Annotated in this window: 18 protein-coding genes; 9 read left to right on the top strand and 9 right to left on the bottom strand. The window is 70.7% G+C overall.

Annotated features, from left to right (window positions below; genetic code table 11):
* Positions 1 to 102: 102 nt before the first annotated feature.
* The 4 genes from ACWDS7_RS35100 to ACWDS7_RS35085 all read right to left on the bottom strand — a co-directional run bounded on the left by ACWDS7_RS35100 (position 103) and on the right by ACWDS7_RS35085 (position 5,439).
* Positions 103 to 1,362: a class I SAM-dependent methyltransferase gene (locus ACWDS7_RS35100; protein ID WP_451932754.1), complete on the bottom strand. Its 1,260-nt coding sequence runs from the start codon at positions 1,360 to 1,362 to the stop codon at positions 103 to 105.
* 12 nt (positions 1,363 to 1,374) lie between these two features.
* Positions 1,375 to 2,724 (bottom strand): FAD-binding oxidoreductase, encoded by a 1,350-nt coding sequence (locus ACWDS7_RS35095; RefSeq protein WP_451932755.1) that lies wholly within the window; start codon positions 2,722 to 2,724, stop codon positions 1,375 to 1,377.
* Positions 2,725 to 2,843: 119 nt separating this feature from the next.
* Positions 2,844 to 3,824, bottom strand: coding sequence for an NAD(P)-dependent oxidoreductase (locus ACWDS7_RS35090; protein ID WP_451932753.1), 981 nt, complete (start codon positions 3,822 to 3,824; stop codon positions 2,844 to 2,846).
* 1 nt (position 3,825) lies between these two features.
* Entirely contained in the window at positions 3,826 to 5,439 is a 1,614-nt protein-coding gene (locus ACWDS7_RS35085) for a serine/threonine-protein kinase (protein ID WP_451932752.1), read from the bottom strand.
* A gap of 213 nt (positions 5,440 to 5,652) precedes the next feature.
* Between ACWDS7_RS35085 and ACWDS7_RS35080 the strand changes: the two genes are divergently transcribed.
* The 5 genes from ACWDS7_RS35080 (at position 5,653) to ACWDS7_RS35060 (ending at position 9,372) form a co-directional block, all read left to right on the top strand.
* On the top strand, positions 5,653 to 6,786 hold the full coding sequence (locus tag ACWDS7_RS35080; RefSeq protein ID WP_451932751.1) for a CaiB/BaiF CoA transferase family protein: 1,134 nt from the start codon (positions 5,653 to 5,655) through the stop codon (positions 6,784 to 6,786).
* 112 nt (positions 6,787 to 6,898) lie between these two features.
* A complete protein-coding gene (locus ACWDS7_RS35075) occupies positions 6,899 to 7,744 on the top strand; it encodes an ABC transporter ATP-binding protein (RefSeq protein WP_451932750.1) in 846 nt (281 codons plus the stop codon).
* On the top strand, positions 7,741 to 8,577 hold the full coding sequence (locus ACWDS7_RS35070; protein WP_306866687.1) for an ABC transporter permease: 837 nt from the start codon (positions 7,741 to 7,743) through the stop codon (positions 8,575 to 8,577). Before ACWDS7_RS35075 ends, ACWDS7_RS35070 begins: the two co-directional genes overlap by 4 nt.
* Positions 8,578 to 8,596: 19 nt before the next feature.
* Entirely contained in the window at positions 8,597 to 8,833 is a 237-nt protein-coding gene (locus ACWDS7_RS35065) for a helix-turn-helix transcriptional regulator (RefSeq protein ID WP_306866685.1), read from the top strand.
* Positions 8,830 to 9,372: a hypothetical protein gene (locus tag ACWDS7_RS35060; RefSeq protein WP_451932749.1), complete on the top strand. Its 543-nt coding sequence runs from the start codon at positions 8,830 to 8,832 to the stop codon at positions 9,370 to 9,372. The genes ACWDS7_RS35065 and ACWDS7_RS35060 overlap by 4 nt, the downstream gene beginning before the upstream one ends.
* 81 nt (positions 9,373 to 9,453) lie before the next feature.
* Here ACWDS7_RS35060 and ACWDS7_RS35055 read toward each other — a convergent pair whose 3' ends face one another.
* Positions 9,454 to 9,921 carry a GyrI-like domain-containing protein gene (locus ACWDS7_RS35055; protein ID WP_306866679.1) on the bottom strand — a complete coding sequence of 156 codons (468 nt, stop codon included), beginning with the start codon at positions 9,919 to 9,921 and terminating at the stop codon, positions 9,454 to 9,456.
* Positions 9,922 to 10,057: 136 nt separating this feature from the next.
* Here ACWDS7_RS35055 and ACWDS7_RS35050 point away from each other — a divergent pair, with 136 nt between their 5' ends.
* A complete protein-coding gene (locus tag ACWDS7_RS35050) occupies positions 10,058 to 11,497 on the top strand; it encodes a GuaB1 family IMP dehydrogenase-related protein (protein WP_451932748.1) in 1,440 nt (479 codons plus the stop codon).
* 70 nt (positions 11,498 to 11,567) lie between these two features.
* Here the strand turns inward: ACWDS7_RS35050 and ACWDS7_RS35045 are convergent, their stop codons facing one another.
* Positions 11,568 to 11,711 carry a hypothetical protein gene (locus ACWDS7_RS35045; RefSeq protein ID WP_451932747.1) on the bottom strand — a complete coding sequence of 48 codons (144 nt, stop codon included), beginning with the start codon at positions 11,709 to 11,711 and terminating at the stop codon, positions 11,568 to 11,570.
* A gap of 254 nt (positions 11,712 to 11,965) precedes the next feature.
* On the opposite strand from ACWDS7_RS35045, the gene ACWDS7_RS35040 reads away from it, so the two are divergent.
* On the top strand, positions 11,966 to 12,700 hold the full coding sequence (locus ACWDS7_RS35040; RefSeq protein WP_451932746.1) for a general stress protein: 735 nt from the start codon (positions 11,966 to 11,968) through the stop codon (positions 12,698 to 12,700).
* Here ACWDS7_RS35040 and ACWDS7_RS35035 read toward each other — a convergent pair.
* The 3 genes from ACWDS7_RS35035 to ACWDS7_RS35025 all read right to left on the bottom strand — a co-directional run bounded on the left by ACWDS7_RS35035 (position 12,658) and on the right by ACWDS7_RS35025 (position 16,084).
* On the bottom strand, positions 12,658 to 13,608 hold the full coding sequence (locus tag ACWDS7_RS35035) for a carbohydrate ABC transporter permease (protein WP_451932745.1): 951 nt from the start codon (positions 13,606 to 13,608) through the stop codon (positions 12,658 to 12,660). The genes ACWDS7_RS35040 and ACWDS7_RS35035 overlap by 43 nt on opposite strands.
* 64 nt (positions 13,609 to 13,672) lie before the next feature.
* Positions 13,673 to 14,644 (bottom strand): carbohydrate ABC transporter permease, encoded by a 972-nt coding sequence (locus ACWDS7_RS35030; protein ID WP_451932744.1) that lies wholly within the window; start codon positions 14,642 to 14,644, stop codon positions 13,673 to 13,675.
* Positions 14,645 to 14,728: 84 nt separating this feature from the next.
* The gene (locus tag ACWDS7_RS35025; RefSeq protein WP_306866662.1) at positions 14,729 to 16,084 is read right to left on the bottom strand and encodes an ABC transporter substrate-binding protein; all 1,356 of its coding nucleotides are present in this window, start codon (positions 16,082 to 16,084) and stop codon (positions 14,729 to 14,731) included.
* Positions 16,085 to 16,276: 192 nt separating this feature from the next.
* Here ACWDS7_RS35025 and ACWDS7_RS35020 point away from each other — a divergent pair, with 192 nt between their 5' ends.
* Both ACWDS7_RS35020 and ACWDS7_RS35015 read left to right on the top strand, forming a co-directional pair.
* Complete coding sequence (locus ACWDS7_RS35020) at positions 16,277 to 17,656, top strand: GH1 family beta-glucosidase (RefSeq protein WP_451932743.1); 1,380 nt, start codon at positions 16,277 to 16,279, stop codon at positions 17,654 to 17,656.
* Positions 17,653 to 18,399: LacI family DNA-binding transcriptional regulator (locus ACWDS7_RS35015; RefSeq protein ID WP_451932742.1), on the top strand; the 747-nt coding region annotated here is incomplete at its 3' end. The genes ACWDS7_RS35020 and ACWDS7_RS35015, both read left to right, overlap by 4 nt.

Here is an 18,399-nt window from a genome sequence, read left to right as displayed (position 1 = left end):
ACTGACGGTACACCCAGCGTTCGGTGTGATCTTCGGCCTCCCAGCCGAGCATGGTGCGCACCTCTTCACCGAGCATCAAGGCTCAGGGCCAGTCGAGAGGACTCAGGGCCAGTCGAGAGAGGGACGGAGCGGCATGTGGGCCGCGCCCTCGGAGTCGAGCTTCACGCCGAGGACCTGGTGGAGCTGGATCTTGTTGCGTTCGAAGCCGACCACGCAGCCGGCCATGTAGAGCCGCCAGACCCTGGCCGTGCCCCGGCCGACCTCCTGGACCGCCTCGTCCCAGTGCTCGTCGAGGTTGGCGCACCAGTAGCGGAGCGTCTGGGCGTAGTGCTCGCGCAGGTTCTCCTCGTGGCGGATCTCGAAGCCGAGATCCTCCATCTGGCGGATGAGGTAGCCGACCGACTCCAGCTCCCCGTCGGGGAAGACGTAGCGGTTGATGAAGCCGCCGGCGTTGATGGTCTTCTCGGTGCCGGTCGGCCGGGTGATGCAGTGGTTGAGGATCCGGCCGCCGGGGAGGAGCTTGTCATACAGGAAGCGGAAGTAGAACGGCAGCTGCTCCTTGCCGATGTGCTCGGTCAGTCCGATCGAGCTGACGGCGTCGAAGTCGCTCTCCTTCACGTCCCGGTAGTCCATGTGACGGACCTCGGCCAGGTCGCCCAGTCCCGCGTCGGCGATGGCCTTCTGCGCCCACTCGGCCTGCTGGCGCGAGAGGGTGACGCCCAGCGCCTTCACGCCGTATTCGCGGGCGGCGTGCATGACCATGCCGCCCCAGCCGCAGCCGACGTCCAGCAGCCGCATCCCGGGCTTCAGGCCCAGCTTCTTGGCCACCAGGTCGAACTTGGCGTGCTGCGCCTCCTCCAGCGTGGACCCCTCGCTGGGGAAGACCGCACAGGTGTAGGCCATGGACGGGCCCAGCACCCACTCGTAGAACCTGTTGGAGACGTCGTAGTGGTGGTGGATCGCCTCGGCGTCGCGCTGCTTGGCGTGCCTGCTGCCCATCCTGGCCAGCATGCTGCGCCGCATCTCCTGGGGAGGCGGCGGCACCCGCATCAGCAGGGGCTTGACGCCGAGGGCCCGGATGGCCGCGAGCTTCTCGCTCGTCGGGATGTCGTTGATGGTGAGCGACCACATCCGCGACAGCAGGGAGTACATGTCCCCGTGGACGTCGAGATGCCCGGACACGTAGGCCCGGGCGAGACCGAGCTCGCCGGGGGCCTGCGCCAGGTAGGCCACTGCTATCGGGGACCTCACCTCGACGGTGATGTCGGCGTCGGCCGGGCCGGCCTTGCTGCCGTCATAAGCGGCGAACCGGATGTCCGCCTCGGTACCTATGACTTTTTCGAAGATTTCTGCGAGCTTCACAGAATCAACCTCCTAACGCCCCCGTACACACTTGTCGTAGAGGTCGAGCAACCGGCCACCCGCGTCGTATGCCCGCTTGACGGGCCAGTAGGCGATTCCGTTATAAAACCGCCAGAACTCATCCCGGGAGTAGAACGACGTCGAGTACAGCGACTTGTGCCCGTCCAGTTCGTGCACCTTGTTCTCGATGAGCCGGTTGTAGTAACCGTCGAACTGGCCCCGGGGCAGCGGGACCGTCCCCCAGAAGCCGAAGTTCACATACAGCCGCCCCGGCTCCAGGGGGTAGAGCGGCCACTCGCCGGTGGACTTCAGCGGACACATCCACACCGGCTCCATGCCGACCTTGTCGTGGAAGAACTCCAGGAACTCCGCCCCCCGCTCGACGGGCACCTCGATGTCCTGGATGACCGACTCCTGGACGGGCTGCCCCCGCCACCGGTCCACCCGGGCGACCAGGCCGTATTTGCGGTCCAGGCCGACGAGCTTGCGGTAGACGTCGGAGCGCATCCACTTGCGCGGCATGAGCGAGCGCACCAGCGCCCCCTGCACGCCGAAGGCGCGCGAGCACCAGAACCAGTCGGTGTCCCAGCGCCACAGGTAGTCGCGGACGGTCAGCCAGTCACGGGTCCTGGTCTGGATCGACCGGTAGTAGATGCGCATGCCGGTGTAGTCGGACAGGTATGGCGCCCGCTCGGCGAAGCGGCCGACGGTGATGTAGAGCTCGCCGGGACCGAAGAAGGTGCCGTCCACGAAGTCGACCGGCTCGCCGTCGTGCTCACCGCGCTCGCAGATCTCCTTCATGGCGATCATGCATTTGTCGGCGTCGCTGAACGGGATGTGGGTCAGCCGGACGTACGGCTGGACGGGCTTGAGCTTGATCCGGATCCGGAGCGCGTAACCGAGCGTGCCGTAGGAGTTGGGGAAGGCACGGAACAGGTCGCGGTGCTCGTTGTCGTCGCGGGCCACGACGATCCGGCCGTCGCCGGTGAGGATCTCCAGCTCCTCCACCGACTCGTGCGGCAGCCCGTCGCGGAAGCTGGTCGACTCGATGCCCAGCCCGGTCACCGCTCCGCCCAGCGTGATCGTCTTGAGCTGCGGCACGACGTACGGCATGAGCCCGTGCGCGAGCGTGGCGTCCACCAGGTGCTCGTAGGTGGTCATGCCCTGGACCTCTGCGGTCATGGTCACCGGGTCCACCTCGATGACCTGGTCCAGGTCCCGGGCCGACAGCTTCGCCCCGGAGGAGCCGTCCCGGAAGCGGAACAGGTTCGTGGTCGCCTTGGCCAGCCGGGGCACCGCGTCCTCGGGGATCGCGGCGTAGGATTCCCTGATCTGCTCGACGGCGCGCCGATGCGCCGACATCTGTGTCATCTGTTGCACAGGACCTCACCCCCAGAGCCCTCATAGTAAAGATCGGCCCTAGCACGTTATATCTCGGGTGTCCTCCGAGCCAGACCGGACACGTTAAACGCGCGGAAACTCTACGTCCGCCCGTCCGCGAGGCGTCGGCGGACCACCGGCTCCACCCCGTTGAGCACGTCGGCCACCGGGCGCCCCTCCACCGCGGCCTCCAGATTGTCCAGCACGCGCCGGAGCAGCCGACCGGTGGACTGCGAGGTCACCCCGGCCACGTGCGGCGACAGCAGCACCCGGGGGCTGTCGCGCAGCGGGTCGCCCGGCGGCAGCGGCTCGGTGTCGAACACGTCCAGCGCCGCGCCGCCCAGATGCCCGGACTCCAGCGCCGACACCAGCGCCTCCTGGTCCACCACTCCCCCGCGGGCGGCGTTGACCAGCAGCGATCCGGCGGGCATCCGGGAGGGGTCGATCAGGCCCCGGGTCTCCTCCGACAGGGCGACCACCGCCACGAGCACGTCGGAGACGGCGACCAGTTCCGGCAGCTCCCGATAGGCGTAGGGCACCTCGCGGGGGCGCCGCGTCCAGTAGGACACCTCGCAGCCGTGACCGGCGAACATCCGGGCGCACGCCTCGCCGATCGGGCCGTAGCCGACGATGCCCACGCGTGAGCCGGACAGCTCCCGGGGGCCGAGGTCGAGCTGTGGCCAGCCACCGGCGCGGACCGCGGCGTCGGCGTCGAGCAGCCGGCGCGACAGCGCGAGCGCGGCGGCGAAGCACCACTCGGCCACGGCGACCGCGCTCACCCCCGCGGTGTTGGCCAGCGGCACCCCGGCGGCGGCCAGCGCGTCGAGGTCGTGGCCGTCCACGCCCACCGAGGGCTGCTGGACGAACGCCAGGCGCGGGGCGGCGGCGACGGCCTCGGCGTCCAGCACGAGCGCGCCGCTCCAGTCACCGACCACGATCTCCGCCTCCGGCAGGGCGGCGAGCAGGGCCGCCCTGTCACGGGCCGCCGGGACGGACACGTCGACCCGCCCGCCCAGCGGGCCGAGCAGGTGGCGCAGCGCCTCCTCGGGCAGCGGCGGCAGCGCCAGCACCCTCCAGGTCATGTCATTCTCCTCCGCGCGGGTGGAAACTCTTGAACGCCTGGTTCATCTGGCCGATCTGCCCCTTCCACTCGCCGTCGGCGGTGGTCCAGCTCAGCACCATGATCGTGTCACCGACCCCGATGAAGCGGCGCACCTCGTGGTAGGTCACCCCGGAACGGGCCCACGGCACGCCGCCGCTGTCCTTCATCTCCCAGGTGAACTCCCACTGGAGGGCGGAGCCGTAGGCCACGGGGACCTTCGCCGTGTCCTCGGAGAGGATCTCGCTCCACTGCGCCACGTCGTCCCTGACGGTCCCCTGGAGCGACTCGACGCTGTCATGCGGGCCGGGGAGCGTCTCCACCGACATGTGGGCGCTCCCGTCGGGGCGCAACCACTGGGTGTATCCCGTCTCGGCGGCCCAGTCGCCCCGCCAGCCCGCCGGATACCGGATGGACCAGTTCTCCGGCGCCTTGGCCCGCCACAGCTTCCACTGCTGTCCGGCCTCGACGGGCCTGCGGGTCCTGGACGGTCTGGGGGTGGGGGACTCCGCCGGCTGCTCGGTCTGGGTGGGCGCGGTGGCGCCGGCGCCGGCGTCGACGGTGGAGGTGTCGGAGACCGGACCGGCCTGCGAGGAGCCCGGCGGGTCGGACCGCGTCATCGCCACGGCCGCCGCCGCTCCCCCGCCGCCCAGGACGACCACCGCGGCCACGATCAACGGCAACCGGCCACGGCCGCGGTCCCGTCTCCGCCTGCTGGGCATCGCGGAGGTGGGCGCCTCCGCCTTGCGGTGCCGTTCGGTACGGCGGGGCGCCGTCCCCGTGGCGCCGGTACGGCGGGCCGCCGCCGTGGGGTCGCCGGCCGCCTCCGCCAGGAGCATGTCGGCCTGCTGGGGGGTCAGCCGGTGGGCGGGGTCGCGCTGGAGCATGCCCGTGAGCACCTCCCGCATCGCGGGGGGCACCCGGCCGAAGTCGGGCTCCTCGGTGAGGAGGGCGCCGAGCGTGGCGATGGCGGTGGTGCGCTCGAAGGGGCCGTGGCCCAGCAGCGCCGCGTAGAGGGTGGCGCCGAGCGCCCACAGGTCGGACCAGGGGCCGGCGTCCTCGCCGGTGGCGCGTTCCGGCGGCAGGAAGCTGGGCGAGCCCGTCACCATGCCGGTCTGGGTGAGCGAGGTGTCGCCCTCCACGGTCGCGATGCCGAAGTCGGTCAGCACGGCCCGGCCGTCGGGGGCGAGGAGGATGTTGCTGGGCTTGACGTCGCGGTGCAGGATCCCCGCCTCGTGGGCCGCCTGGAGCGCCGACAGCACCTGGCGGCCGATGTCGGCGACCTGCTGGACGGGCAGCGGGCCGAGCTGGTCCAGGCCCCGGGCCCTGACCAGCTCCATGATGATCCAGGGGCGGCCGTCCTGCTCGGCCACGTCGTAGACCGCCACGATGCCCCGGTGGTTGAGCCGGGCCGCGGTCCGGGCCTCGCGCGAGGTGCGGGTCAGCTGGCGCTCGTGCTCGGCCGGGGCGAGGTTCGGCGGGAGCAGCACTTCCTTGACCGCGACCGGCCGGTCGAGGAGTGTGTCGTATCCCTCCCACACCACGCCCATGCCACCCCGGCCGAGCTCTCGCAGCAGCCGGTAACGCCCAGCGACCACCCGTTCACTGTGCGGATATGTCATCGCGTAACCCCTAGATCCCATTCAGATAAGGCGCAAGTTTCCCATAACACCCAGGTGCCAGGCGGCTCGACGCGGCATGTCTTGCCACCGAAAGCCGAATGTTGTTCTACTTGGCCGGGAGGGAAGGGTGCCGTCACCGAGCGCGGGCCGCACCCGGCCCGAGCCGAGACCGCACCCGAGGAGATGTCGATGGAGCGCGTGACCAGGAAGGGCCCGCTGGCCGGAGTCCGCGTGCTTGAGCTGGCGGGCCTGGCCCCCGGGCCGTTCGCGGGGATGATGCTGGCCGACCACGGCGCGGAGGTGCTGCGGGTGGAGCGCGCCGCCACCGTCGCCGCCGCGGGGGACAGGCCGCGCCCCGACGTGATGGACCGCGGCAAACGGACGATCGGCCTGGACCTGAAGTCGCCCGAGGGCGTGGCCGCCTTCAAGGAGCTGGCCAAGAACGCCGACGTGGTCATCGAGGTCTACCGGCCCGGGGTCGCCGAGCGGCTCGGCATCGGCCCCGCCGACCTGCACGCGGTCAACCCGCGCCTGGTCTACGGACGGATGACCGGCTGGGGGCAGGAGGGCCCGCTGGCGCCGACCGCCGGGCACGACATCGACTACATCGCGGTCTCCGGCGTGCTGTCGATGCTGGGCCGCGCGGGCGGCAGCCCCACCCCGCCGATCAACATCCTCGGCGACTTCGCCGGCGGCGGCCTCATGCTGGCCTACGGGGTGCTGCTGGCGCTCATCGAGCGGGAGCGGACCGGCGAGGGCCGGGTGATCGACGCGGCCATGGTCGACGGGGCGGCGACGCTGTTCGCCATGTTCTACCACGGCGTCCAGAGCGGTTTCTGGGGCCCGCGCGGGACCAACCTGCTCGACACCGGCGCGCCCATGTACGACACCTACGAGACCGCCGACGGCGGGTTCCTCGCGGTCGGCGCGCTGGAGCCGCAGTTCTGGGCGGAGATGGTCTCGCTGATGGGCCTTGAGGACCTGCCCGACCGGGACGACAGGTCCCAGTGGCCCGCGCTGCGCGAGCGGCTGGCCGAGGCGTTCAGGTCCAGGACCCGCGCCGAGTGGGAGGCGGTGTTCGACGGTTCGGACGCGTGCGTCTCCCCGGTGCTGGAGATGGGCGAGGCGGCCGACCACCCGCACAACAAGGCCCGCGGCGCCTTCGTCGAGGTCGGCGGCGTCCGGCAGCCCGCGCCCGCGCCGCGCCTGCTCGGCGTGGCCGAGCAGGACCTCTCCCCAGCCACCCGGCTGGCGGACCTGTCCTCCTGGGGGCTGTCCGACGAGACCGCCGCCGAGCTGCGCGCGGCGGGCGTGCTCGCATGACCTGACCGCCGGCCCGAGCATCCCTTCTCAAGGGCGGTACACCTGGCGCAGGTGTACCGCCCTTCGTCGTAGGAGTTGGTACGAATGTAGTAGATGTACTACATTTCTACATATGAGTACTGCGGTGACCGTCCGCGACCTGCGGATGACGTACGGCGCGACCGAGGTGTTGCGAGGGGTCGACCTCGACATCCAGCGCGGCGAGATCTTCACGCTGCTCGGGCCCAACGGAGCGGGCAAGACCACCACGGTCGAGATCCTGGAGGGCTTCAGGGACAGATCGGCCGGTGAGGTGAGCGTGCTCGGCGTGGACCCGGCGCGCGGCACCGACGCCTGGCGGGCCAGGATCGGGATCGTGCTCCAGAACTGGCGCGACCATCCGCGGTGGAGCGCCCGGGACCTCCTGGCCCACCTCGGCGAGTTCTACGACGACCCTCGCGACCCGGACGAGCTGCTGGCCGCGCTCGGCCTGACCGCGCAGGCCGGACAGCGGGCGAGCCGCCTGTCGGGCGGCCAGCGCCGCCGGCTGGACGTCGCGCTGGGCATCGTGGGCCGCCCCGAGCTGCTGTTCCTCGACGAGCCGACGACCGGGTTCGACCCGGAGGCGCGCCGGGAGTTCCACACGCTGATCGAGAAGCTGTCGGCCGACGAGGGCATCACGGTGCTGCTGACCACGCACGACCTCGCCGAGGCCGAGAAGCTGGCGCACCGGACCGCGATCCTGGTCGGCGGGGAGATCGCCGTGTGCGGGACCCCGTCCGAGCTGGCGGAGGCCGTACAGGCGCAGTCACGCGTCCGCTGGCTGGAGGACGGCCGCGAGCGGGTCCTGACCACCCCGGACCCGTCCCAGGCGGCCTGGGAGCTGCACCGCAGGTTCGGCGGCCCGGTGCCCGGTCTGGAGATCCGGCGCCCGTCGCTGGAGGAGAACTACCTGAGCCTCATCGGGAGGGCGGCATGAACCTCAAGGCAGTCCGCATCGGCCTGCGCCGGGGCTGGAGAGAGCACCTGCACCTGGTCAAGGACCGCAAGGAGCTGGTCACCACCCTGATCGGCACCGTGGGGGTCTTCGCCCTGCTGGTGCTCTGGATCGGCGACGGCGAGGTCGGGGAGACGGGCGTCTCCCAGGGCACGTTCATGACGGTCGGGTTCCTGGCCTTCACCATCTTCTCCAACGGCCTGATGACCCTCCCGATGGCGATCGCCGCCGACCGCGAGGAGGGCACGCTCCTGCGGCTGCGGACCGTCCCCGGCGGGGTCCCGGCCTATCTCGCCGGGCGGGCGGTGACCTTCCTGTGCCAGATCGCCGTACAGAGCGTGCTCATCGTGGCCACCGGCATCGCCGTGGGCGGGGTGGCGCCGCCCCACGACTGGCCGACCCTGGCCTGGGTGCTGCTGCTGGGCACGGTCGCCGTGGTGCCGCTGGGGGCGGTCATCGGCTGCATGGTCCCCGGACCGAAGTCCGCGGCCAGGATCCTGGGGCTGCCGATGATGATCCTGATGATCACCTCCGGGGTCATGGTCCCCGCCACGTTCATGCCCGAGCCCGTCCAGTGGATCTCCCAGGCCTTCCCGCTCTACTGGCAGGGGCTCGGCCTGCGCGCGGCCTTCATGCCCGACTCCATGCTGGCCGCCGAGATCGGCGGGAGCTGGCGCCTGCCCTGGGTGGCCGCCGCGCTCGCGGCGTGGGCGGTCGCCGGGATGCTGCTGGCCCCGGGGCTGATCCGCCGCGTGACCCGGCGGGAGTCCGGGTCCCGGCTCACCGAGCGGCAGCTCGCCGCCCAGGGCGCGTGAATGCTGGGAGGCTGCTGCGATGTCCGCCGAAGACGTATACAACCGGATCTCCGTGCTGAGGGCCGAACGCGGCGTCTCGCGCAAGGATCTGGCGGCCGCGCTGGGCGTCCACTACCAGACGATCGGCTATCTGGAGCGCGGCGAGTACAGCCCCAGTCTGTTCCTCGCCCTGCGCATCGCCGAGTACTTCGAAGTGCCGGTGGAGATCGTGTTCTCCCTGAGACCGTTCCCCCGGCTGGGCAGTGAGGTGAGATGATGGGCGAGCTGACCCCCGGGCAGTTGGAGGTCCGCTACCGCGACTGGCCCCCCCGCTCCTGGTACGCCACCCGCAGGCGCCGCCGGATCCTCGTCGGGACGGGTGCCGCGTCCGCCGGGCTGATCTGGATCAGCGCGATCGTCTGCTGCTACCTGGCACCGAGCACGGTCGCCATGTGGACCACCTTCGCCCTGGCGGGGACCGCACTGGTGATCTACGTCGTGGTCTACTCGGCGCTGGTCGGGGTCACCCGCGGAGTGGTCGGCCTCGCCGAGCACCACCTCGACGAACGCCAGTCCCGCGAGCGCCGGAAGATCCAGGCCAACGCCCGTCGGGGGACCACGGTGACCCTCGTCGCGCTCGCCGCGGTGCTCCTGACCGCCATGCCCAAGGGCGAGATGATCGTCCAGATCCCGGCCGCGGCGGTCACCATGATCATGTTCGGCCTGATCACGACGCACCTCATCCTGCCGCCGCTGATGGCGGGCTGGCAGCTGCCCGACCCGCCGCCGGACGACGAGGACGACGAGGAGGGCTGAGAGGGGCGGCACGGCCGAGGCGGCCGGCGCCGGCGGGACGGCGGGAGCGGCCGGGGCCGCGGGGACCCGGGCCGGGGACGATCACCCCATCGACGGGAACACCGCCACGTAGACGTCCACGCCCGCCGGGTGGTGGACCTCCAGGTCGGTGGTGAAGGCCCGGGGCGGGGTGCCACCGGACTCGGTGTGCTTCCACAGCTGCTGCCACGCCTCCAGCAGCGCCCCCGGCATCGGCCCGCGGGCCTCCAGCTTCAGCGTCTGGACCCCGGGGACCCGGACCGCGACCATGCCCTCGGGCAGCGCGGCGGCGGTGCGGACGGCCACCCCGACGATCTGCGTGTAGGAACCGTGGTGGTCGCTCTCGTAGTCGGTCAGCACCGCGTAGATGTTCTCGTCCACCCTGCCGGGGACGTGCGCGAAGGCGCCGGGCGCCCCGGCCCGGGCCCACAGCGCGCCGAGCCGCCCCCTGCCCGGCTCCGCCTCCTCCGCGTTCGAGGTCCGTACGGCATGCCCCACGACGATCATTTCAGGCCGATCAACAACGATCACAGCGCCTCCTCATGGCCACCCCGTTGAATTCACGCAAATGGGATCTTAGCTCCCTCTCCGACCGCTGCTCCCTCTTGGGAAACCCCAAAACAGGGAACGCTCACCTTGGACTATGCACCGGATAAGGTGGACGAACGTGAAGTTTCTCAACGAGATGGCACCGGCCTACGACCTGACCTACAGCGACGTGTTCATGGTTCCGTCGCGATCCTCCGTCGGCTCCCGGCTCGCCGTCGACCTGTCGACCAACGACGGCACCGGGACCACCATCCCGATCGTCGTCGCCAACATGACGGCGGTGGCGGGACGCCGCATGGCCGAGACCATCGCCCGGCGCGGCGGCGTCGCCGTGATCCCCCAGGACATCCCGCTCGACGTCGTCGCCGACGTCGTCGGCTGGGTCAAGGCACGCGACCTGGTCCACGACACACCGCTCACCCTCACCCCGCACGACACCGTCGGCGAGGCGCTCAACCTGCTGCCCAAGCGGGCGCACGGCGCGATCATCATCGTCGACTGGGACAACCGCCCGGTCGGCGTGGTCACCGAGGGCGACTGCAGCGGCGTGGACATGTACACGCAGCTCTCCCAGGTCATGTCCGACCACCTGCTCACCCTGCCCGCCGGACTCGACCCGCGCGAGGCGTTCGACCGGCTCCACGGAGGCCGCCACCGGCTCGCCCCGGTCGTCGACGCCGAGGGCCGTCTCGTCGGCATCCTGACCCGGACGGGCGCGCTGCGGGCCACGCTGTACCGGCCGGCGCTCGACGCCTCCGGCAGGCTGCGCGTCGCCGCGGCCGTCGGCGTCAACGGCGACGTGGCCGCCAAGGCCAAGGAGCTGCTCGAGGCCGGGGTCGACTGCCTGGTGGTGGACACCGCCCACGGTCACCAGGAGAAGATGATCAGCGCACTGAGGTCCATCCGGGCGCTCGACCCGGGCGTGCCGGTCGCCGCGGGCAACGTCGTCACCGCCGAGGGCGTGCGCGACCTGGTCGAGGCCGGGGCCGACATCCTCAAGGTCGGCGTCGGCCCGGGCGCCATGTGCACCACCCGGATGATGACCGGCGTCGGCCGCCCCCAGTTCTCCGCCGTGCTGGAGTGCTCCGCCGAGGCCCGCCGCCTCGGCCGCCACGTCTGGGCCGACGGCGGCGTCCGGCACCCTCGCGACGTGGCCCTCGCCCTGGCCGCCGGGGCGGCCAACGTGATGATCGGCTCCTGGTTCGCCGGGACCTACGAGTCTCCCGGGGACACCCGCACCGCCGCCGACGGCCGCAAGTACAAGGAGAACTTCGGCATGGCCTCGGCCCGCGCCGTGAAGCTGCGCACCGCCGAGGACTCCCCCTTCGAGCGGGCCCGCAAGGCGCTGTTCGAGGAGGGCATCTCCACCTCCAGGATGTATCTCGACCCGGACCGGCCCAGCGTCGAGGACCAGATCGACGCGATCGTGGCCGGCCTGCGCTCCTCGTGCACCTACGCGGGCGCCTCCACCCTGGAGGAGTTCCACGAGCGCGCGGTGGTCGGCGTCCAGAGCTCGTCCGGTTACACCGAGGGGATGCCCCTCCACCAGAGCTGGTAGTCCCGGCCGGGCGGCGGCCCACGGCGCCGCCGCCTCCGGTCCGTCCCCGCCCCGGCGCGTCACAGGGCGATCAGCGGTGCCGCCGCACCCCGGCGGCGCGGCCGCGGCGGTCGTGGGCGGACAACGGCCTGCCCGCGCAGCGGGTGAGACGGCACATCACCATCAGTCCCATGAGCGCGAGCACTGCCTCGATAAGCACGATGAATGCGATCATTCCAGGTTCCTTCGCGGACCTAGCTCCGGACAACCCGTACCGCCGCCCACCGGCGGCATCTATTTCTAAAGAACCTTAACAGTGACAGGGCGCTTTGTCGCCCTATGTCCCACTTTCGTATGAAAACTTTTCGTTTGAAAGTATTACAGGTCCTCCCCGAGCACAAGGTCCACCGGGAAATCGCGCATTGTCGCCCGGCCGCCGGGTAGTCGCCAGACCGGATTCAACCCCCACACACGGGAAGGCGGACGGACATGGCAGAGCTCTCCACCCCCCTGGCCACCGAGGTCGTCGTCGACCGGAGGGTCCTGGTCGGCTACGACAACTACCTGGCCGCGCAGCGAGCCGTGGACTCGCTCTCCGACGCGGGCTTCCCCGTCGAGCACGTGGCGATCGTCGGCAGCGACCTGAAACTGGAGGAGACCGTCACCGGCCGGATGACCAACGGGCGCGCCGCGCTCGCCGGGGCGGGCAGCGGCGCCGCCTTCGGCGCCGTGGTGGGGATGTTCCTCGGGCTGTTCACCTCGACCACGATGTCGTTCATCGTTCTCGTGCTCTGGGCGGCGCTCTGGGGCGCCGTGATGGGGGCCGCGTTCGGGTTCATCAACCACTTCTTCACCCACGGCAAGCGGGACTTCGCCTCGCGCAGCGCCATCGTCGCCGGCCGCTACGACGTGCTGGTCGCGGCCTCGCACCTCGACCACGCCCGGGCCGTCATGGACGGCGCCCCTGGCCCCGCCGACACCATGGTCGTCGAGGTGCCGCCGTCGGCCGGGCTCTACGACCCGGCCGCCGCGCAGCCCACGGCGCCCGGCCACCACGCCGTCCCGGAGCACCCGGCCCCGGAGCACGCGGCCGCGACCGAGCCCGCCGCGCCCGGCCACCACACCGTCCCGGGGCCCGCGACCTCCGACCACGACGCCGTCACCGGGCCCGCGGCCCCGGATCAGCCCTTGACGCTGCCCGCGAGCAGCCCCCGGACGAAGTAGCGCTGCATCGACAGGAAGACGATCAGCGGGATGATCACGGACACGAACGCGCCCGAGGTCAGGCGCTGCCACTCGTTGCCCTTGGTGCCGGCCATCTGCGCCAGCCGTACCGTCATGGGGGCGTTCTCGGCGGTGCCGCCCGCGAAGATCAGGGCCACCAGCAGGTCGTTCCAGACCCAGAGGAACTGGAAGATGCCGAAGCTGGCCAGGGCGGGGCCGACCAGCGGGAGGACGAGTTTGCGCAGGACCGTGCCGTGGCTGGCGCCGTCCACCCTGGCGGCCTCCATGAGCTCGCCGGGCAGCTCGGCCATGAAGTTGTGGATCAGGAAGATGCCCAGCGGCAGCGCGAAACAGGTGTGCGCAAACCAGACCTGGACAAAGCGGGCAGGACCCTCCAGGTCCCAGGCGGGCAGCACCTGGACACCGAAGACGTCGACCCCCTGGGAGAAGAACGACAGCAGCGGGACCAGCGCCATCTGCAGCGGCACGATCTGCAGCGCGAAGACGCCGATGTAGATCCACTCGCGTCCCCGGAAGGGCAGCCAGGCCAGCGCGTAGGCGGCGAAGGTGGCCAGGGCCAGTGGGAGGAGCACCGAGGGGATCGTGATGACGACCGAGTTGATCAGGAAGCTGGCCATCTGGCCGGAGGACGAGGAGGTGCCGAACAGCACCTGCTGGTAGTTCTCCAGCGTGAGCCGCGGGTCGGAGAAGAAGGTCCACCAGCCGGTGGACTTGATCTGGTCCTCCGGGCGCAGCGACGACAGCAGCAGGCCGAAGGTCGGGGTGGTCCACAGGACCGCGATGACGATCGCGACGGCGCTGGCGACCCGGCTCGTCAGCCGCCGCCTGACACGCTGCGGCGCCGTGACGGCCCCGGCCCGTGCCACGGTCTGGGTCAGTGTGGTCACGCGGACTCCTTCGCCGGCCACGTCCCCGTGGCGCCGTGCAGGTCGGCTCGCTCGCTCCGCCCGCTCACCGGACCTCCCTGCGCTGCCGGATCTGGTAGATCACGATGGGCGTCACCAGGGCGAACAGGAAGACCGCGAGCGCCGCGCCCTTGCCGGTCTCGCCGTAGCGGAACGCCTGGTTGTACATCTCGTTGGCGATGACGCTGGTGTCGAACTGGCCGCCGGTCATCGTGCGGACGATGTCGAACAGCTTCAGCGTGCCGATCGACTGGGTGACCATGACCACGATCACGGCCGAGCGGATGGAGGGCAGCGTCACCCGGAAGAACATCTGCAGCGGGCCCGCCCCGTCCAGCCGGGCGGCCTCGATGATCTCCGCCGGGATCCCCTTGATCGCCGCGGAGAGCACCACCGTCGCGAAGCCCGCCTGGATCCAGATCATCACCACGATCAGGAACAGCGTGTTCAGCGGGGGCTCCTGCAGCCACTGCTGGGGCTCGCCCCCCATGCTCACCACGATCTGGTTGAGCAGGCCGATCTGGTCCTGGTCCTCGGCGCGGTAGGCGTAGACGAACCGCCAGATGATGCCCGCGCCGACGAAGGAGATCGCCATCGGCAGGAAGACCAGCGACTTGGCGATCGACTCGAAGCGGGTGCGGTCCACCAGGACCGCGTAGACCAGGCCGACCGAGGTCACCAGCAACGGCACGAGCAGGACCCAGATGAGCGTGTTGCGCAGCACGGTCAGGGCCTCGGGCTGGGTGAACATCCAGGCGTAGTTGTCCAGGCCCACCCACTGCTGACCGTCGCCGCTCATGAACGACAGCAGCGTCGTCCGTACGGCGGGCACCACCAGGCCGATACCGAGCAGGACGAGGGCGGGCAGCAGCAGGATCGTCGCGTGCGGCCAGGCCCGACGCCGCATCGGGACGCGGTCGACCAGCAGCAGGATCACCGCGACCACCGCGAGGAACGCGGCGACGCCGATCAACAGCTGGACGAGCTTGGGCTGTTCGGCCGCGAAGTCGAAGTCCATCGGAGGGATCTCCCGGAAGGATCGTGCCGAAGGGCGACGTGCCCGGCCCCGCAGGCTATACGGAGCCGGACATATCGGTAAATATCAGGACTTAGGCCAGGAGGCGTCGATGTAGTCGAGGACCGTCTTGGTGTCCTTGCCGTTGATCCAGTCGGTCATGCCCTTCCAGAAGGTGCCGGCGCCGACCGCGGCCGGCATCAGGTCCGAGCCGTCGAACCGGAAGACCGTGTCCGGGTCCTGGAGCATCTGCATGGAGAGCTTGTCGATCGGGTTCTGCGCCAGGGCCGGGTCGACGCCCTTGCGCGCGGTGACATAGGTGGCCAGCTTCATCCGGGCCGCGGGGAACTCCGCCGAGGCGAGGTATGCCTGCACGGTCTGGACCTCGGGCCGGTCGGTGAAGGCCGCCACGAACTCGCCCGCGCCGAGGACCGGCTTCTTGGCCGGGTCGTTGCCCGGCAGGTAGAAGGCGAACACGTCGCCGTCCTCGGCCACCTTCGTGCCCTCGGGCCAGAAGTTGGCGTAGAAGGACGCCTGGCGGTGCAGCGCGCACTTGCCCTGCGTGATCGGGACGCCGCCCTCCTGGAAGGCGGTGCTGGCGATCGACTTCACCGGGCCGTAGCCGCCGTTGACGAACTTGTCGTTCTTGAGGATGGCGCCGACCTTGTCGACCGCCGCGACGACCTTGGGGTCGTTGAAGGCGAGCTTGTGGCTCACCCAGTCGTCGTAGCCCTCGGGACCGATCTCACGGAGCAGGACGTCCTCGATCCAGTCGGTGGCCGGCCAGCCGGTCGCGTCACCCGACTCGATGCCCGCGCACCACGGCTTGATGCCGGTGCCGGCGATCGTGTTGGAGAGCGTCATCAGCTCGTCCCAGGTCGTGGGGACGGTCCAGCCCTTCTCCTTGAACATCTTCGGCGAGTACCAGACGAAGGACTTCACGCTGGCGCCCAGCGGCGCGCCGTAGAAGGTGCCGCCGACGGTCGCGTATTTGGCCCAGTCGGGCGACCAGCCCTCGTCGGTCAGCCGCTTCACCTCGGCCGAGGCGGGCTTGAGCTTGCCGGCCTTGGCGAAACGCTCCAGCAGGCCCGGCTGCGGGAAGAAGGCGATGTCCGGCGGGTTCCCGCCGTCGGCGCGCACCTGGATCTGGGCCTCGAACTCGCCGGTGCCCTCATAGGTGATCTTCATCCCGGTGCACTTCGCGAACGGCTTCCACGCCTGCTCGAAGAGGTCGGCCTCGGTGTCGCGGATCGGAGAGTAGATGCTGACGGTCTTGCCCTCGTGCTTGCCGTACTTGCTGAAGGCCGCGCATTCGGCCGACGCACCGCCGTCCCCGCCGGCCGACGGCTTGGGCTCCGTGGATCCGCAGGCGGCCACGGCCAACGCCAGTCCGACGGTGCTCGCTACCAAGGTGACGCGGTTGGTCCGTGAGAGGAGCGACATGGACCTTCCTCCATATGGTTGCCGGGAAGTGTGAGAGCGCTCTCTGGAAGAATTGTCCGCCCGCGTTCCCGCTGTCAATAACTGTGATATTACAGTTACAGTCCCCATTTTCTTGACAGGTAACTCAGACAGCCATGATGCTCCAAAGAGAGCGCTCTCACACTTCCCGGAACAGAATGGAGCGGTGAAGAGATGACCATGTCCGCCGAAAAGTCCTACATTCTTGAGGACTCCGGCGTGCTGAGGTTCCCCGAAGGCTTCATCTGGGGCGCCGCCACCGCTGCCTACCAGATCGAGGGCGCGGCGCGGGACGGCGGCAGGGGCCCCTCCATCTGGGACACCTTCTCCCGGACCCCCGGCAAGGTGCACGCCGGGCACACCGGCGACGTGGCCTGCGACCACTATCACCGCTACCCCGACGACGTCCGCCTCATGGGTGACCTGGGCCTGCACGCCTACCGCTTCTCCATCTCCTGGCCTCGCGTCCAGCCCGACGGCTCCGGCCCGGCCAACCCGCGCGGCCTGGACTTCTACGACCGCCTGGTGGACGAGCTGCACGGGACCGGCATCACCCCGATCGCGACGCTCTACCACTGGGACCTGCCGCAGACTCTGGAGGATCGGGGCGGCTGGACCAGCCGGGAGACCGCCGAACGGTTCGCCGAATACGCCGCGATCGTACACGCGCGGCTGGGCGACCGGGTCGAAACGTGGACCACGCTCAACGAGCCCTGGTGCTCGGCCTTCCTCGGCTACGCCTCGGGCATCCACGCGCCGGGCCGCGCCGAGCCGGGACTGGGCTTCGCCGCCACCCACCACCTGCTGCTCGGCCACGGGCTGGCGGTCGGGGCACTGCGCGCGGCGGGCGCGGGCCGGATCGGCATCACGCTCAACCTCGCCCCCGTGCTCGGCGACGACGCCGAGGCGGTCTCCATCGTCGACGGCCTGCAGAACCGGATCTTCCTCGACCCCGTGCTGCGCGGGGAATACCCCGCCGACGTGGTGGAACGGGCCAAGCGCTTCACCGACTGGTCCTTCGTCGAGGACGGCGACCTGGAGACCATCGGCCGGCCGATCGACCTGCTCGGCGTGAACTACTACCACCCGCAGACCGTGGCCGCCCGCACCGGCGCGCCCGCCAACCCGACCTATCCGGGCAGCGAGGGGATCGGCTTCCCCCGCCCCGACGTGCCCAGGACCGCGATGGGCTGGCCGGTCCAGCCGTTCGGGCTGACCGACCTCCTGGTACGGCTGTCGCGCGACTACCCCGGCACCCCGCTGATCATCACCGAGAACGGCGCCGCCTTCGACGACGTCGTGGAGGACGGCCAGATCCACGACACCGGCCGCCTGTCCTACCTCGACGGGCACCTGCGCGCCGCCCACGCCGCCATCGAGGCCGGTGCGGACCTGCGCGGATACCTCGTCTGGTCGCTGCTGGACAACTTCGAGTGGGCCGAGGGCTACGCCAAGCGGTTCGGCGTCGTGCACGTCGACTACACCACGCAGCGGCGCACCCCCAAGGACAGCGCGCTGTGGTATCGCGACGTCGTCCGCCGGAACGGGCTGTGAGGGCCCGACCGACTCTGGAGAAGGTGGCCGCCCGGGCGGGAGTGTCCCGGGCGACCGCCTCACGGGTGATCAACGGCTCCCCCCGGGTGGCCCCGCGGATCCGCGAGGCGGTCAACCGCGCCGTGGAGGAGCTGGGCTACGTCCCCAACCAGGCGGCGCGGAGCCTGGTCACCCAGCGGGCCGACTCGATCGCCCTGGTCTTCCCCGAGCCCGCCACCCGCGTCTTCTCCGACGACCCGACCTTCGCCGGGATCATCCGGGGAGTCAGCCTGGAGATCGAGAAGGCCGACAAGCAGCTCGTGCTGATGCTCACCGGCCCGGACGGCAGCTACCGCCGGGTCGAGCGCTACGCCACCAACGGGCACGTCGACGGCGTGATCGTCGCGTCGATGCACGGCGCCGACCCGCTGCCGGGGATCCTGACCCGGCGGGGCGTCCCGGTGGTCTGCGGCGGACGGCCCGGCGTGCCCGGCGATCTTCCATACGTGGACATGGACAACACCGGGGGCGCCGAACGCGCGGTCCGGCACCTGGTGGAGCAGGGGCGCCGCCGGATCGCCACCATCGCGGGCCCCCAGGACATGATCGCCGGGATCGACCGGCTGACCGGCTACCGCGACGCCCTGCGCGACTCCGACCGCCGCTCCATCGTCGCGGTCGGCGACTTCACCCGGGAGTCCGGCGCGGTCGCGATGCGCCAGCTCCTGGCCGACGACCCGGGGCTGGACGCGGTGTTCGTGGCC

It is taken from the genome of Streptosporangium sp. NPDC003464, from assembly GCF_053588315.1.
The sequence above is the reverse complement of the archived record's forward strand: the minus strand, read 5'-3'. Positions and strand labels throughout refer to the sequence as shown.

What these genes read in the sequence shown, in the direction of transcription:
- ACWDS7_RS35075 (WP_451932750.1), top strand. Translation starts at nt 6,899, where the DNA reads ATGAGTACTGCGGTGACCGTCCGCGACCTGCGGATGACGTACGGCGCG.
- ACWDS7_RS35090 (WP_451932753.1), bottom strand. Translation starts at nt 3,824, where the DNA reads ATGACCTGGAGGGTGCTGGCGCTGCCGCCGCTGCCCGAGGAGGCGCTG.
- ACWDS7_RS35045 (WP_451932747.1), bottom strand. Translation starts at nt 11,711, where the DNA reads ATGATCGCATTCATCGTGCTTATCGAGGCAGTGCTCGCGCTCATGGGA.
- ACWDS7_RS35025 (WP_306866662.1), bottom strand. Translation starts at nt 16,084, where the DNA reads ATGTCGCTCCTCTCACGGACCAACCGCGTCACCTTGGTAGCGAGCACC.
- ACWDS7_RS35065 (WP_306866685.1), top strand. Translation starts at nt 8,597, where the DNA reads ATGTCCGCCGAAGACGTATACAACCGGATCTCCGTGCTGAGGGCCGAA.
- ACWDS7_RS35070 (WP_306866687.1), top strand. Translation starts at nt 7,741, where the DNA reads ATGAACCTCAAGGCAGTCCGCATCGGCCTGCGCCGGGGCTGGAGAGAG.
- ACWDS7_RS35095 (WP_451932755.1), bottom strand. Translation starts at nt 2,724, where the DNA reads ATGTCGGCGCATCGGCGCGCCGTCGAGCAGATCAGGGAATCCTACGCC.
- ACWDS7_RS35080 (WP_451932751.1), top strand. Translation starts at nt 5,653, where the DNA reads ATGGAGCGCGTGACCAGGAAGGGCCCGCTGGCCGGAGTCCGCGTGCTT.
- ACWDS7_RS35060 (WP_451932749.1), top strand. Translation starts at nt 8,830, where the DNA reads ATGATGGGCGAGCTGACCCCCGGGCAGTTGGAGGTCCGCTACCGCGAC.
- ACWDS7_RS35020 (WP_451932743.1), top strand. Translation starts at nt 16,277, where the DNA reads ATGACCATGTCCGCCGAAAAGTCCTACATTCTTGAGGACTCCGGCGTG.
- ACWDS7_RS35030 (WP_451932744.1), bottom strand. Translation starts at nt 14,644, where the DNA reads ATGGACTTCGACTTCGCGGCCGAACAGCCCAAGCTCGTCCAGCTGTTG.
- ACWDS7_RS35040 (WP_451932746.1), top strand. Translation starts at nt 11,966, where the DNA reads ATGGCAGAGCTCTCCACCCCCCTGGCCACCGAGGTCGTCGTCGACCGG.